General features: G+C 48.8%; 19 protein-coding genes and 1 CRISPR repeat array. Of the genes, 10 read left to right on the top strand and 9 right to left on the bottom strand.

Annotation, left to right across the window (positions count from 1 at the left end):
- Positions 1-2: 2 nt before the first annotated feature.
- From SPB21_RS03900 to SPB21_RS03890, 3 genes are all read right to left on the bottom strand, one after another.
- Positions 3-446, bottom strand: coding sequence for a hypothetical protein (locus SPB21_RS03900; protein ID WP_499865584.1), 444 nt, complete (start codon positions 444-446; stop codon positions 3-5).
- A gap of 163 nt (positions 447-609) precedes the next feature.
- On the bottom strand, positions 610-1,083 hold the full coding sequence (locus SPB21_RS03895) for a hypothetical protein (RefSeq protein WP_499865583.1): 474 nt from the start codon (positions 1,081-1,083) through the stop codon (positions 610-612).
- A 307-nt stretch (positions 1,084-1,390) separates the two neighbouring features.
- Entirely contained in the window at positions 1,391-1,789 is a 399-nt protein-coding gene (locus tag SPB21_RS03890) for a GIY-YIG nuclease family protein (RefSeq protein ID WP_499865582.1), read from the bottom strand.
- 170 nt (positions 1,790-1,959) lie between these two features.
- Between SPB21_RS03890 and SPB21_RS03885 the strand changes: the two genes are divergently transcribed.
- The 3 genes from SPB21_RS03885 (at position 1,960) to SPB21_RS03875 (ending at position 2,881) form a co-directional block, all read left to right on the top strand.
- Positions 1,960-2,214, top strand: coding sequence for a hypothetical protein (locus tag SPB21_RS03885; RefSeq protein WP_499865581.1), 255 nt, complete (start codon positions 1,960-1,962; stop codon positions 2,212-2,214).
- 7 nt (positions 2,215-2,221) lie between these two features.
- Positions 2,222-2,419 carry a hypothetical protein gene (locus SPB21_RS03880; RefSeq protein ID WP_499865579.1) on the top strand — a complete coding sequence of 66 codons (198 nt, stop codon included), beginning with the start codon at positions 2,222-2,224 and terminating at the stop codon, positions 2,417-2,419.
- A 258-nt stretch (positions 2,420-2,677) separates the two neighbouring features.
- Positions 2,678-2,881 (top strand): hypothetical protein, encoded by a 204-nt coding sequence (locus SPB21_RS03875; RefSeq protein WP_499865578.1) that lies wholly within the window; start codon positions 2,678-2,680, stop codon positions 2,879-2,881.
- Positions 2,882-3,597: 716 nt separating this feature from the next.
- On the opposite strand, the gene SPB21_RS03870 is transcribed toward SPB21_RS03875, so the two are convergent.
- From SPB21_RS03870 to SPB21_RS03855, 4 genes are all read right to left on the bottom strand, one after another.
- Positions 3,598-3,795 (bottom strand): hypothetical protein, encoded by a 198-nt coding sequence (locus SPB21_RS03870; RefSeq protein WP_499865576.1) that lies wholly within the window; start codon positions 3,793-3,795, stop codon positions 3,598-3,600.
- A gap of 2 nt (positions 3,796-3,797) precedes the next feature.
- Positions 3,798-3,974 carry a hypothetical protein gene (locus tag SPB21_RS03865; RefSeq protein WP_499865574.1) on the bottom strand — a complete coding sequence of 59 codons (177 nt, stop codon included), beginning with the start codon at positions 3,972-3,974 and terminating at the stop codon, positions 3,798-3,800.
- 62 nt (positions 3,975-4,036) lie between these two features.
- Entirely contained in the window at positions 4,037-4,234 is a 198-nt protein-coding gene (locus SPB21_RS03860; RefSeq protein WP_499865573.1) for a hypothetical protein, read from the bottom strand.
- 13 nt (positions 4,235-4,247) lie between these two features.
- The gene (locus SPB21_RS03855) at positions 4,248-4,733 is read right to left on the bottom strand and encodes a hypothetical protein (RefSeq protein WP_499865571.1); all 486 of its coding nucleotides are present in this window, start codon (positions 4,731-4,733) and stop codon (positions 4,248-4,250) included.
- A 198-nt stretch (positions 4,734-4,931) separates the two neighbouring features.
- On the opposite strand from SPB21_RS03855, the gene SPB21_RS03850 reads away from it, so the two are divergent.
- The 7 genes from SPB21_RS03850 (at position 4,932) to SPB21_RS03820 (ending at position 9,948) form a co-directional block, all read left to right on the top strand.
- Positions 4,932-5,195 carry a helix-turn-helix domain-containing protein gene (locus SPB21_RS03850; protein WP_499865570.1) on the top strand — a complete coding sequence of 88 codons (264 nt, stop codon included), beginning with the start codon at positions 4,932-4,934 and terminating at the stop codon, positions 5,193-5,195.
- Positions 5,196-5,368: 173 nt separating this feature from the next.
- Entirely contained in the window at positions 5,369-6,091 is a 723-nt protein-coding gene (locus tag SPB21_RS03845; protein WP_499865568.1) for a hypothetical protein, read from the top strand.
- Positions 6,092-6,096: 5 nt separating this feature from the next.
- Positions 6,097-6,561 carry a hypothetical protein gene (locus tag SPB21_RS03840; protein ID WP_499865567.1) on the top strand — a complete coding sequence of 155 codons (465 nt, stop codon included), beginning with the start codon at positions 6,097-6,099 and terminating at the stop codon, positions 6,559-6,561.
- A 4-nt stretch (positions 6,562-6,565) separates the two neighbouring features.
- The gene (locus SPB21_RS03835) at positions 6,566-6,901 is read left to right on the top strand and encodes a hypothetical protein (RefSeq protein ID WP_163697275.1); all 336 of its coding nucleotides are present in this window, start codon (positions 6,566-6,568) and stop codon (positions 6,899-6,901) included.
- Between the two features lie 3 nt (positions 6,902-6,904).
- A complete protein-coding gene (locus tag SPB21_RS03830) occupies positions 6,905-7,324 on the top strand; it encodes a hypothetical protein (protein WP_163697274.1) in 420 nt (139 codons plus the stop codon).
- Between the two features lie 688 nt (positions 7,325-8,012).
- Positions 8,013-8,693, top strand: a complete 681-nt coding sequence (locus tag SPB21_RS03825) for a thermonuclease family protein (protein ID WP_499865563.1) — start codon at positions 8,013-8,015, stop codon at positions 8,691-8,693.
- Between the two features lie 1,054 nt (positions 8,694-9,747).
- The gene (locus SPB21_RS03820; protein WP_499865566.1) at positions 9,748-9,948 is read left to right on the top strand and encodes a hypothetical protein; all 201 of its coding nucleotides are present in this window, start codon (positions 9,748-9,750) and stop codon (positions 9,946-9,948) included.
- Between the two features lie 236 nt (positions 9,949-10,184).
- On the opposite strand, the gene SPB21_RS03815 is transcribed toward SPB21_RS03820, so the two are convergent.
- The gene (locus tag SPB21_RS03815) at positions 10,185-10,709 is read right to left on the bottom strand and encodes a tellurite resistance TerB family protein (protein WP_499865565.1); all 525 of its coding nucleotides are present in this window, start codon (positions 10,707-10,709) and stop codon (positions 10,185-10,187) included.
- 245 nt (positions 10,710-10,954) lie between these two features.
- A CRISPR array of direct repeats spans positions 10,955-11,377; the repeat unit is 36 nt; unit sequence GTTTCCAACTATTCCGATCTGAACTGATCGGTAAAG.
- A 469-nt stretch (positions 11,378-11,846) separates the two neighbouring features.
- Complete coding sequence (locus SPB21_RS03810; protein ID WP_499865563.1) at positions 11,847-12,527, bottom strand: thermonuclease family protein; 681 nt, start codon at positions 12,525-12,527, stop codon at positions 11,847-11,849.
- Between the last annotated feature and the right edge of the window lie 670 nt (positions 12,528-13,197).

Raw genomic sequence — 13,197 nt, 5'->3', positions numbered from 1 at the left:
TTTTAGTAAGCTCCTGGCTGTTTTGAAAAAGAATCTAAGTATTCGTCGGCATCATTGGGGCCAACACGTTTTACCTGCGCAACGCGACCTTCCCACACCTCAGCCGTATCGCCGGACCTAGTGCAGACAAGTGACCCATCGCCCAGAGGGATAGGGCTGTCACTAGCTGCCTTTACCTGCACTCCTTCGGCTAATCGTGTGTCACCGCCTGTCTCTCTAGCTACAACTGGGACACATCCAGCCTTGACCCTGGTTAGCGCTATCTCTGAATCCTTCTGCGCTTGAGTGGCATACATGCTAGCCATCCGGTCTTTCTGCGCCTGTTCCTTCCGCTGCTCTCTGATCTCAGATGCATCATTCCAACTATCAGATAGTTCGGGAGAACTCAAGAACGCAGGACCCCCTACGCCAATTAGCAAGATAAGCCAGGATGTTTTGATGATCATGATCAAGCAAGATATCTGAGACAGTTTTAATCCCTGTTTTTTGGCTTAGACACGATATCCGAGATATCCAAGATAGACTCCAAGACACGTAGACACCTTTATTTTCAGTATGTCTAGCGTATCTAAGGTATCTAAGATATCTCGGATATCCAAGACAGGTTGTCTAAGCTCCAGGCAATGCCTGTTGAGCCATCTGCTGCGGACTAAGAAACAAGTTCTTGCTCCTAGCCAATGACTCAGGTGTCGATTTTTGCCAGCGACTTTGCTCGGTGAGGGCCATAAATGCTTGCCCTACCTGGGATGCGTACTGATCGGGTTCACTGATCCGGTCTGTTGCACCCATATCAACAACTTCAGCGCACACCTTGTCTAAAATGCGAGCACCCATCTGTGCACGATTGTGAACAATGGCCTTAGCAGCAGCATCCTCAACCTGCTCCTGGGCCACAATCACTTGTTGTACAAGGGCTAACGCTTCATTACCCATAGATCCTTGAATGGCTAGAGCCATATCAGAAGCGTTGGCAGTAGCTTTGGTTTGTTGCTTTGTCTTGGGGGTAGGACTGAAGCCCTGGCCGGGGGTGGACTTTTCGCCGCCATTTACCGCATTTTTAAGCGACTCTGTTTCCTTGAGCATCTTTAATTACCTCGACTATTTGTTGTTCAAATCTTTGAATAAAAGGACCAATTCTACCCCCTCTTTGAAGCCACAAACTAAGCGCAACAAGGGTTTCAAGTTGACCTTTTGTGTACAAGTTGTTTGGAGAAGTCTGAAAATAAAGACATTTTCTCCAGTACCTCAAAGTTGAGTAAGGTACTTTTCTCCCTGTGCGTTCACGAATATTGAGAATCAACTCTGCAGGAGTAAACCCAACTGGATGAAAATCAAATTCTACGCACATGAGCAATCACAAACAATTAGCGCCAATTGCGCTTTGTTGCTCCTATGAATAACGGCAATTGTCTTTGACATTCATCAATGGCATGCATCTCTGGATTAGAGATATTTCAGCAAAATCTAAAATGCCAGGATCTACCGTAAGCCAACCTATACGGGCTTTCATTGGAGAGCATCGCTGCTCCGCTTCTTTTAAGTCCACCAGCAATTTTGGCTTATGAGTTTGCCAGCGTTGCTTTAGATTCATCGTTTTACCGATGTAGTAAATGTCTGAACCTACATAAGCAACATAGACGCAACAAACTATGGGTAGCTTGCTTTTGAACTGCAATGGTATTGATGGCAAAGCTAAATGGTTAAACCCATTTAATGCTCTAGCAACATCTTCATCATTTGCAGGACACTCACGCCTTCTAGCTCTTTCGTCTGGGTCATATATAGCCATGAGCAACGATGAACAACGACAAGCAATTGGCGCTAATTGCTCCTCATTGCTTGTCCATAGGCTAGCACAAAGTTGCTTATATGCAACTCATATAAGTCAATAAGCTTTTCTTAGGAGCCTAATGGCTAATTCTCTGCTTTCGGTTAGTATTCTGTAGTAAATAAGCAACCATGGGCGGTTTTGTGGCTAGTAAAGTTTGGGCGACTGTTTCGGATCAGCTCTCCGTAAATCTTGATAAACGCGCAACCGAAGAAGGGCGTTCTAAAAGTGACTTAATCTCTTATCTCTTGGAACGGTCCATGGATGGATGGCAAGGGCGCGCAGAAATGCTCCAGGCTTTAGCCACTCTAAAGGCGAAACTGGGCGATACTACTCCCGATGTCCAAGCGGCGATCGCAGCCATAGAAAAGGGACTCACCGACTAACTTCATCATGAAGCAAGAAGAACTAGCCATAGCCCTCGTCAATACCCTAATGGAGTACTACGAAGTTAGCTCTGTTGAGCAGCTAATCAAAAGAATTGCCGCAGAGTTTGAGTCTTCGGCGGATGAACAGGGGGCACCCAGGGATGACAGCTCGTGGGTCATGCGAGAAATGCAGATCAAGTTGGAAAAGCTTTTGCTCGACTAACCCCACACAAAAAGCCTGGGAGCCAGTCAACCCCCAGGCGAAATGCGTAACATGCAACCAGAGCGCGGCGACACCCCTGGCTGCGTGATCCAGGCTACCCAAAGTGGCCCATTATATGTCCTATACTACGACTATTACTCACTTAAGCAGTACTAACTAACGCCCGGTCATGTGCTGGGCGTTTTTGTGTGGGTCCTCAGTCTCCAAAATAACCCCCCAGGCGCATGGCAAACTCCTAGGGGGTCAGGGGTGCATCGTGTGCGGCAGTTATATGCCGTTCCGGATTTTCCTAGTGTGCCCAAGTGGTGCGAGGGAATCGCGGGGATAGCCTTTCGTCAGCATGGGAATGCTAAGGAAGAATTAAAAATGAAGTATGTATTAGCACACAACGCCCTTAAGCAATTAGGGGCATTTTTTATAGAAAAAATCCCTCAGCAGGTGCAAGCCAAGGGACATGAATAAGTGCATTTAGATAGAGTCCGGTAGTCCCCCTTTTGTCTTGTGTAATACATGAAATTGACTACCGAATACTTTCAAAAGTTGCAAAGGAATGCTCAATGGATGGTATTGAGGGGTTAGTCGAAAGTGTTGAACACTCAAGGTTGACCTACTCGTTGAACACACTCCGGTACCCTTGGATGCAGTTTCACAAGGCATTACGATGAGAACCCTGGCAGTTATCGCTTTGTTGTCAGCGCTCACTGTTGCACCCCATACCTCCGTTCGTGCCTGCCACATGGACATGGGAGGCGAGATAGGATGCTGGACAATGCAGATATTACACGGCTGTCACACGCAACCGTAACATCACTGATTCATTACCAGGGCTATGCACCAGGGGTTCGCTTCCCTAACTGTTATGGGCTTATTGACTGTACTTTGCTCTAGGCAATCTTTTTTGTACGTTAAGGATTTGCCAAGAGGGCCAGGACAGGGGCAACTGTCTTGACCCTCGCCCACATCTGCACCAAGGCGATGCCATCGTGTGGGAACTTGGTGTACGTTAGTACGTCATGGTAGTTAAGCGTAAAGCGTATAGTTGACCTGCCCCCTCTGGTGACCAATCGGCCAGGGGGGTTTATTGTCTGAGCTACCCTCTAGTCCTCTAAACATACAAGGGGACTAACCAGAATGCCAGCCCCACCAAAGCAGAGCTGGCTAAACCTCGTATTGATGGGCTATGCCTTGATGAACTTGGGTGTTAGTGCCTTGAGCTGTCGGTGGATCTTCACCTGCAAATGCAGCTCAGCCATGCTCACAGCATCGGCCTCATGGATAAGCTCAGACAGCTCTAGAACAAACTGGGTGAAGCGTACTAGTAGCCATAGTACAGAGAGGAAGGCTAGACGGATAAGGGTTTTAATTACGTGTGTCATCGTTACGCCTCCGCCCATGCATTAACAGCGGCTTTGACCTTCGACTCAATCTCAAGCTTCAGATGAACCTCAAGATCACTCAGCTGACCTTCGATATAGCTACCTTTGTCCACGGCTTGAGTCAGTAGCCATAGGGGACAAACAACAAGCCACAGCATCGTGTATAGGAGTATTCGCATCGTTCTAAATTCCGTAGGGTTGGTAAGGCCGGTCCCGTAGCGATGGAACCGGCGGTGAAGGGTTAGCCGTTGTACTTGGCCAGAGCTGTTTGCATGTCCTCAGTGTTCTCTTGAGGAGTCGCTAAGACCTGCTCTACTGTCATCCCAATCTCGGCCAGGAAAGCCTCAACACGAGTGGTCGGAATGCGATAGTCGGCTCCAGTCTCAGAACACTCTGCGTACAGCTGGCCAAAGGTAGGGTTTTGGGTGAATGTGATCATCGCTAAGCCCTCCCTATGCTGCGATCGCGGAACGACGGACGGGAACCTTAGGCCACTTCAGGTAAAGCTTTCCATTGGGGCCATCCGGGCGATGCGGCACAACCACGCTTCCCACCTTCAACTGATTCGCCAGACTCAAAGGCACCCACAGCTCATCTGTCCAGCTGCCATCCAAGCCGCCAATGGTGATGCGTTGGACACGGTTACGGCTGATGTACTTGCAATCGGAATAGAACCCGCTGGGGCGACTCTTGGGACCTTTGGTGATGACCTTGGCTAAAGGTTCGGGGTTGTGGGTCAGCGTGTAATCCTGTTTAGCTGCTTTCAGGCATTCGTCAGCAGTGCCACCAGACACAACCGCTGGATATGCTGAGTAGCGGCTGTACTCCCATTTCAGGGTGGTGATATTAAAGTCAATCTTTCCAATAACTTCGGAACCCCAAAGGATGGTGTAGTTATCCCCATTGGGACTAGTCGAAAACTTGGGTATAGTTTGCATAATCCAAATTGCGTAGTGGTTTGGGTTGCTTAGCCCGGTGTCCAACTTTCCAGGGGAAGACATCGGGCTTTGCTATATCTCGATAGTAATTCACCTATAGGATAATTGCAACACCAATAAGATAATAATTTATCTCCAAAATCAATTTCTTCATGCTATGCTCTATCCAGCCGTATACTGAGGTGGTAGTAAATTGCTGTGAAATTGCTCATTTTCAAGCTCAAAGAAGCTCAGGCTAAATATGACGTCTCTGGCAAAGATTTGGCAGAGCACCTTGATGTTGCTCCAAGTTTGATATCTGAGTGGAGATCAGGGAGGAAAAAACCAAATCTCCAGAGGGTAGATGAAATTCTTGAGGCAATATTGAAACTTGGCAACGAACAAAGACTGCAACTATATCCTTTGTCACTGTCTGAGTTAATTGAGTGGCGACCCAATCAAAGCGTAGAATCCACCAACTAGGGATTCTAAAAGAGAGAATTAATTAACTCTTAGCGAGATTCTTCGCTATAATTGACGCAACAGATTTTGCAACTGAATAGGGATAACCAGCGAGCCAGAGTGCGTTCGCTGGTAGTGGGATTTTAAAGGGACGAAAGAAAATATCTCCTAAGCAGAGCATCGAGGTAACAAAAATGACAAAACCAATATTGACGATAGTCCCGGAGCTAGGGGCTAAGATTCGGCGTACTGAAGATGGCCGATGCAGTGTTTACGATTTGATTGGAGCTGCTGGCAAGGGCAGTCCTCGCGAAGTCTGGAAGCGTCTGGTCGCAACGTATCCAGAAGTTGTCGCATTTTGTGACGACTTCAAATTTCCAGGACGTGGACAAAAGAAAACACCTGTTGTTGACCTTCAAGGTTGGCTTCAAATTCTTGGGCTACTTCCTGGTGCAATGGGCAAGAAATACCGAGAAGAAGCGGCTCAATTAGTTACTCGGTATATCCAGGGTGATGCGACTTTGGCTCTCGATGTTATTGACCGCAATGAAGATCCTGAAGAGCTGAAGCGGATAGAAAAGCGGGCTAAGTCAAAAGTCACCCGCAAACTATTCACAGCTACATTGGCTCAGCATGGTGTTGAGGGGCGTGGGTATGCCGACTGCACCAATAACCTCTATGTTGGGCTCCATGGTGGTACAGCAAAACAGCTGGCGAAAAGCAGGGGATTGACCAAAAAAGATAGTCTTCGTGACAACATGACTGCTAGCGAGATTGGCCAGATAGATTTTGCTGAAGATTTGGCAACGCAACGACTTAAGAAAGTTGGAGCTAAAGGTAATCAAGAATGTGCATCTGAAACATTGTCTGTGGCCAGAAAGGTGGCTGCATTAAAAGCTGAGTTATTAGGAGACTGAAGTCAATGATCTACCCACACGCCCACACACTCCTAACTATCATGGAGCAGCACAATTGGGGATGGAATTTGTGTAATTTCATCAATGCGTCCCGCCCATTTCTGGTAGCCGAGAGTGGTGCTAGCGATACGTTTGGAGTAATTGGTTTTGTAGGGTATCCCTGCTCTGTGGATGAAGGCGTTGAAGAGATACTAGCTCAACTCAATGTTGACCATGATGGGCCAGAGAATCACTACCTACTGTGCTTCTCCGGTGTACCCACGCCTGAGAATTTTACAGAACTCTGGCTTCAAAAGCTGCCCCTAGAAAATGTCTCCATAACTTGGTGCGACACTGCAACCCGGGTGAAATGGCAACGTCAGGTAGCCGCCATGATTGACGAGCATCATCCGGGTGGAGTGCGGCAGTTCTTGTTAGACCATCCCTGCCAAGGTGCTAGAGGGCAGCGTCAAAGATTAGTAGGAGAATAGCAGCATGACCCCAGCAGAACTGCTCGATAAATTTGACCAATGGTTAACCGAAGCCAGTGAAGAATCAATCCGTGAGAATTGCCGGACTGAGGGTGCAGTTTTCTTTGCCTTCATGAAGAAGCGTGGAGTTCAACCCAGCTGGTGTGCCAAGATGATCCAGACAGCTACTGGATATAATCCAGCATGGCTATGGAAAAATGCGACACCTGAGGTCGTCAAGCATTCGCTAGAAGCCTACTTCTATTCAAGGAACTACATTGAGTTACTTGAGGAAGAGCAAAAGCGGCAGCTGGCCCCAGATGAAGCCTTAAAGCAGTCAATCCCGTTTTGGAGGATGTAAACCATGTCAGACCTGAAGACTGAATTTATCAACCGCTGGAACATTGAGCAAAACTGGGATTATGAATCTGGCGATGATTCCAATGGTGAGCTATGGGCAGACAGAAGCAGTGAAAAAATTGCTTTAGAGATGCTTGAGCAAGGCGTATTCTTCTGGGAGCATCGCGGATGGGACCATACTTTGATGCTGGCTATTAGCCCAAGCTTTATGCCCAGCGAAGATAGTCAACGGCTATCCAAACGATTGGTTGACAATGCTCCTTTGGGTTGGGTTGATCTGAACCCAAGGGTTATGGCCTGGGCTAATGGCGATTTTTCAGAGCATGCCAAATTACAGGAAATAGTAAAAGCAACCCAACCTGAATGGCTTGATAGGCTCGCAAAGAACCGTGCTGCTAGGGCTGAATTAGAAACGGCTGTTTAGGATGCGATCGCACTAGTCAAAACTTTCAGGGCAGTAGAGGTGAGCGTCAGCGGTTGGTGGGGAAGTGAGTTGGGGCATCAAGCCTAACGACATGAACAATAGGAATTCAGAAGGGGCGTGCGTCATGCGTATGCCCTGTTTTTGTGTGGGTAGTTTCCCCTTGCGGGGTAGTGGGTTCTGAACCCCTAAAGTTCATGATGGGAGAGATTAATCTGATCGCGTTTCCGTCCCCTTTCGGGGTAGTAGATTCTGAACGCAATCTCAGCAATGGTCCTACACCAGCTATGCAGTGTTTCCGTCCCCTTTCGGGGTAGTAGATTCTGAACCCCCACCTTCTGGAACCCTTACTACACAAGCCCTCTAGAACCCGATTTCTGAGGGGGTCTGGAAAAGCCCAAATAAATAGAAGCTATTCCCAATAAAGCCCTGTGGAAAACGTCTGAAGCCCTTGCCCAGCAATTGATCTGAGGGGGTCAACGAAATAATGCGGTTTTCGAGGTTCGGCAGACCCCCACGAATCGTAGAGGTTTCACCTAGATTAACTGAAGTATTCAGGGATGTCCATAAAAGCTGTTAGAAATCGTTCAAAGGTCCGCATACTGAAAGAGCTCCATGCTTCGAGTTCTTAGGTATGAAAAGACGATTGCTCCCCCTGGTAATAGGTCTTGGCTCTATCGCCTGTGTGTCGATGAGCGCACCCAATCAGCCCGTTGCTGAAGTACCAGTACAGGCAGCACCCTCCATCGCTCAAGCACCAGCGGACGATCAAGCAACCGTTGTCAGCACTGGGGACGGTGACACACTCAGAGTTAGGCGTAGTGATGGCGAAACGATAACCGTTCGCTTAGCCTGTATTGATGCCCCTGAGTCCTCACAACCCTTCGGAAAAGAAGCTGGCCAGCGGTTAGCTGAGCTTTTGCCACCTGGGGAGTCAGTGACTCTACGAACTGTTGATACAGATCGCTATGGCCGCACGGTTGCCGAAGTCTCGGTAGGTAATATTTCTGTGGGCTATCGGTTGATAGCTGAGGGGTATGCAGTGGTCTATAGGCGATACCTAAGCGGATGTCCGGATAGTGCTGACGCCTTGCTCAACGCGGAAGACAGTGCCAGAACATCAGGCTTAAATTTCTGGAGCCAGCCCAATCCTGTCATGCCTTGGGATTTCCGGAGGGGGGTCACTGCCAATGAAGAGCCACAGCCTGAACCCGCAGTAAACGCTGATCTACCTTCCTGTGTTAACAGCGATTGTAACTGTAGCGACTTTCAGACTCAGGCCCAAGCGCAAGCGGTCTTAGATGCTTTTCCAGGCGATCCACACCGGCTGGACAGGGATAAGGATGGGGTGGCCTGTGAGAGTCTTCCGTAGGGGGGATGGTATGGGGTGCGATCGCTCCCTACAGAACTGGGCACTTTAAACACCAAGGGCAGACATACTGCCTATTCAACTTCTATAACAAAGCCGCCTCCAATGCCTTGCGTGTTGGGGGTTATTTAATGCGTATCTGCACCCACACCCCAAAATAAACCCCCAGGCGCATACTCCCAGGGGGATCAGGTGTTCCGCAATGCGGAAGCTTTGCAGATAGCCCTAGTGTGCCCAGGGAGGCTTGGGGATAGCGGGGGAAAGGTTAAGGGAATGTGAATCTCGCCCGCTATCTACAGCTCAATGCATTCATCTGGGCTCGAACGTCAGATGTCTGTACTCTTAACTGCTCTCGCTGATTCATCAAAGGTGCCATCTGTCTCCTAACCTCGGCTATCTGCCTTTGTATTACATGATATCTAGAGGAGCTGGGTGAAAGAGATGACAGATTATTAAAGAGGGCTATCTTGAGATAAGCAAGGCGATTCTGCCTATGGGTTAAGAGTTGCATCTGAAACTCTAAATCGCTTGCCCTTGAGCTCAGCGTAAGCAACTGAACCTGACAATCAGACAGGCCCGGGATTGACTGTTTTTGCAGTACAACTGGCCATGCTGCCTCACTTGCTTTCGATAGGGGCAGCATGGCCAGTAGGAACAAAGCTGCCAAGGAGATCGAAACTTTCATAATACAAGCCTGAGTTTAGCGCTTAAATCCTACCATCCACCCCAAAAAACAAAACCCCCAACCAAAGTCAGGGGAGCATGGAGTTTGCACGCAGGAATACAGTAAGCCCGCCACATCCCCAACGAGATGATGCAGCAGGCGAGACCAGAATAACACAGGGTTTGTTACTGACCTTCAGGCCATCGCACCGCATCTGCCTTACCTGTGAGCACAGCCCAGGCTCCTTTAATTCGGTCTTTGAGCCCTGCCAGCCCTGCCAGCCTCATGGGTCTAGCGGGGGTGGCAGGGTTGATCGTGTGTAAGTTGAGAAACTACTCGACAGAGGTTGGGTAGCCTGTCGTTATGTTGCTAGCCAATTAATGGTGTCTGAAGATGTCACAAAGTTATTTAGCCCTTGATGACTGCTCCATCGTCCTCAAAGGGGCTAAGGTTACTACAGGGAGGACATACACCAGACGGGGTATCCCGAGGATAGAGATCACGATTAGTGAGGATGATCGCACGATCGTTCTCACTCAGGACCAATTTCGAGCGAACTTTATTGCTGCGACGGATACGCCTGCTGCTCAATAACACTCAGGTTACCGACTTCATCCAGAAAAACTCTTAGATTCAGCTGCTCGTCACCATCACTGACTAACCAGTATCCCATTAGATACTATGTAGACTAGGTTCCCTTCGACATTTGTCCCTCACGACTCGCCCTGCGATGATAGTTCTGAAGATTTTCCTAGGACTGCTGGCTGCATGGTTCATAATTGGCTTTTTGGTCTCTGCCATTGGAGTGCTCATCTTTTACTTCAATCTCCCTAAGTACTGGTGACGCTCGAACCTTTCCCCCGATCCCCCCAAGCAATTGTTGTCTCATCCCAAATCATTGCCCTGCGCTTAATCTGTCTGGCTTCCAAAACGCATTTTCTTGTTGCTTTCGGGATATTTAGCTCCTGAGCCATATATATCAAGGAGATCGAACCGTCGGCCCTTGTGTCAATTGGGACCAACTCTGCCGCGATTGCAAACACTGACTCCTGTAAATTAGGCGGAACCGCCTGTTTCGCTGCCCTGATAATATGTACAGGATCATGTCGCTCATAAAAGTGCCTGATTCTGGCAATCGCATCCTCCACTTCATTTTGGGAGTAGCTTTGAAATAATCTCATCTTTGAAATAACACTTGAGACCTTCTCCACTGCGTCTTCAGACATCAAAGTGTCTCTTTTCATTAAAGATGCTAGAAGTAGTGAGATCACTCCCTCAGCCACACTTATCTCGGATAGCCCAGGAATTACAAGTAGATCTGGACAGTCGCAGAATATTTCCTTAAAAAGTGCCATTATAAAGGTTCCAAATAAAGTACAGTGTGGCACTTAGGGAAATGGTCACACTACAGCTATGTGGCAGTAATCGCTACTGGAAGTCCGTCATACTTCTGGGGGTTTTGTTTTTGGGGCCCACAAAAAAGCAACCGCCCCGAGAATTCCCAGGGCGGCTTCTTGGTGCTTATAGCTATTCCGATCTGGGCCGACCGGTAAAGCCGTCGCAGATATCAACCATATCTGTTCCTTGTAGTATCCGACGAGTTTCCAACTATTCCGATCTGAGCCGATCGGTAAAGGATAAGTCCACAAGTAATAGCGAAAAAGCCGGAGGCATCTGGTTTCCAACTATTCCGATCTGAACTGATCGGTAAAGACTCCGGGATTGAACTCGGTACAAACAAGCATGAAGCCAAAGTTTCCAACTATTCCGATCTGAACTGATCGGTAAAGTCAACCCGCACCCGAAAGGGTGTGTGGGAAATTTGAAGAAGGGTTTCCAACTATTCCGATCTGAACTGATCGGTAAAGCATCCTTTCTTTGTTCTCTGCCGTTCAGCGCGAGTTTGAAGGGTTTCCAACTATTCCGATCTGAACTGATCGGTAAAGCCTGGGTGCCATATGAACTCGATCCACCAGAGCAAACTGAAGTTTCCAACTATTCCGATCTGAACTGATCGGTAAAGACACCCCCAGCAGAAGCCCGTCATAGAGCACGCCCCAGACGGCCAAACCACGGATGCCGATAATCCTATCCTACCAGCCTTCAGGATTTACGGCCGTAACCACTGAAACCCTTGCCAAATAAGGCCCCACGGATGTCAACCAAAACATAGGGCTTTCAGCGATCAGCCGATATGCGTGGGTAGAGGCAGTACCTTCTCATTCCTTTAAGCCTCCCCCGCTACCCTCACCCCACTCTGGGCACACTAGGGCTATCTGCAAAGCGTCCGCAATGCGGAACACCTGATCCCCCTAGGAGTATGCGCCTGGGGGTTTATTTTGGGGTGTGGGTGCAGATACGCATTAAATAACCCCCAACACGCAAGGCATTGGAGGCGGCTTTGTTATAGAAGTTGAATAGGCAGTATGTCTGCCCTTGGTGTTTAAAGTGCCCAGTTCTGTAGGGAGCGATCGCACCCCATACCATCCCCCCTACGGAAGACTCTCACAGGCCACCCCATCCTTATCCCTGTCCAGCCGGTGTGGATCGCCTGGAAAAGCATCTAAGACCGCTTGCGCTTGGGCCTGAGTCTGAAAGTCGCTACAGTTACAATCGCTGTTAACACAGGAAGGTAGATCAGCGTTTACTGCGGGTTCAGGCTGTGGCTCTTCATTGGCAGTGACCCCCCTCCGGAAATCCCAAGGCATGACAGGATTGGGCTGGCTCCAGAAATTTAAGCCTGATGTTCTGGCACTGTCTTCCGCGTTGAGCAAGGCGTCAGCACTATCCGGACATCCGCTTAGGTATCGCCTATAGACCACTGCATACCCCTCAGCTATCAACCGATAGCCCACAGAAATATTACCTACCGAGACTTCGGCAACCGTGCGGCCATAGCGATCTGTATCAACAGTTCGTAGAGTCACTGACTCCCCAGGTGGCAAAAGCTCAGCTAACCGCTGGCCAGCTTCTTTTCCGAAGGGTTGTGAGGACTCAGGGGCATCAATACAGGCTAAGCGAACGGTTATCGTTTCGCCATCACTACGCCTAACTCTGAGTGTGTCACCGTCCCCAGTGCTGACAACGGTTGCTTGATCGTCCGCTGGTGCTTGAGCGATGGAGGGTGCTGCCTGTACTGGTACTTCAGCAACGGGCTGATTGGGTGCGCTCATCGACACACAGGCGATAGAGCCAAGACCTATTACCAGGGGGAGCAATCGTCTTTTCATACCTAAGAACTCGAAGCATGGAGCTCTTTCAGTATGCGGACCTTTGAACGATTTCTAACAGCTTTTATGGACATCCCTGAATACTTCAGTTAATCTAGGTGAAACCTCTACGATTCGTGGGGGTCTGCCGAACCTCGAAAACCGCATTATTTCGTTGACCCCCTCAGATCAATTGCTGGGCAAGGGCTTCAGACGTTTTCCACAGGGCTTTATTGGGAATAACTTCTATTTATCTGGGCTTTTCCAGACCCCCTCAGAAATCGGGTTCTAGAGGGCTTGTGTCGTAAGGGTTCCAGAAGGTGGGGGTTTAGAATCCACTACCCCGCAAGGGGACGGAAACAGTTTTCGTCTTTTATGAAGTGATCTGTGCTCATGTTTAGAATCCACTACCCCGCAAGGGGACGGAAACGTAATACCACCCGCATCATCAGTTTGTGTCACTGCTAGGTTTAGAATCCACTACCCCGCAAGGGGACGGAAACGTGACGAGACTGCAATGCCGAGATAAGAAACCACGTTTAGAATCCACTACCCCGCAAGCGATTATGTTTGCTGTCAAGGGCGGTTATTGAAAAAACGTGAGAATACAGCGTTGCAACAGTGGGTTCTCACC

Source organism: Leptothoe sp. ISB3NOV94-8A, assembly GCF_043421595.1.
GTDB classification, from domain to species: Bacteria; Cyanobacteriota; Cyanobacteriia; order Phormidesmidales; family Phormidesmidaceae; genus Leptothoe; species Leptothoe turfae.
Note: the sequence above shows the minus strand (reverse complement) of the source record. Positions and strands in the feature narration are given on the sequence as shown.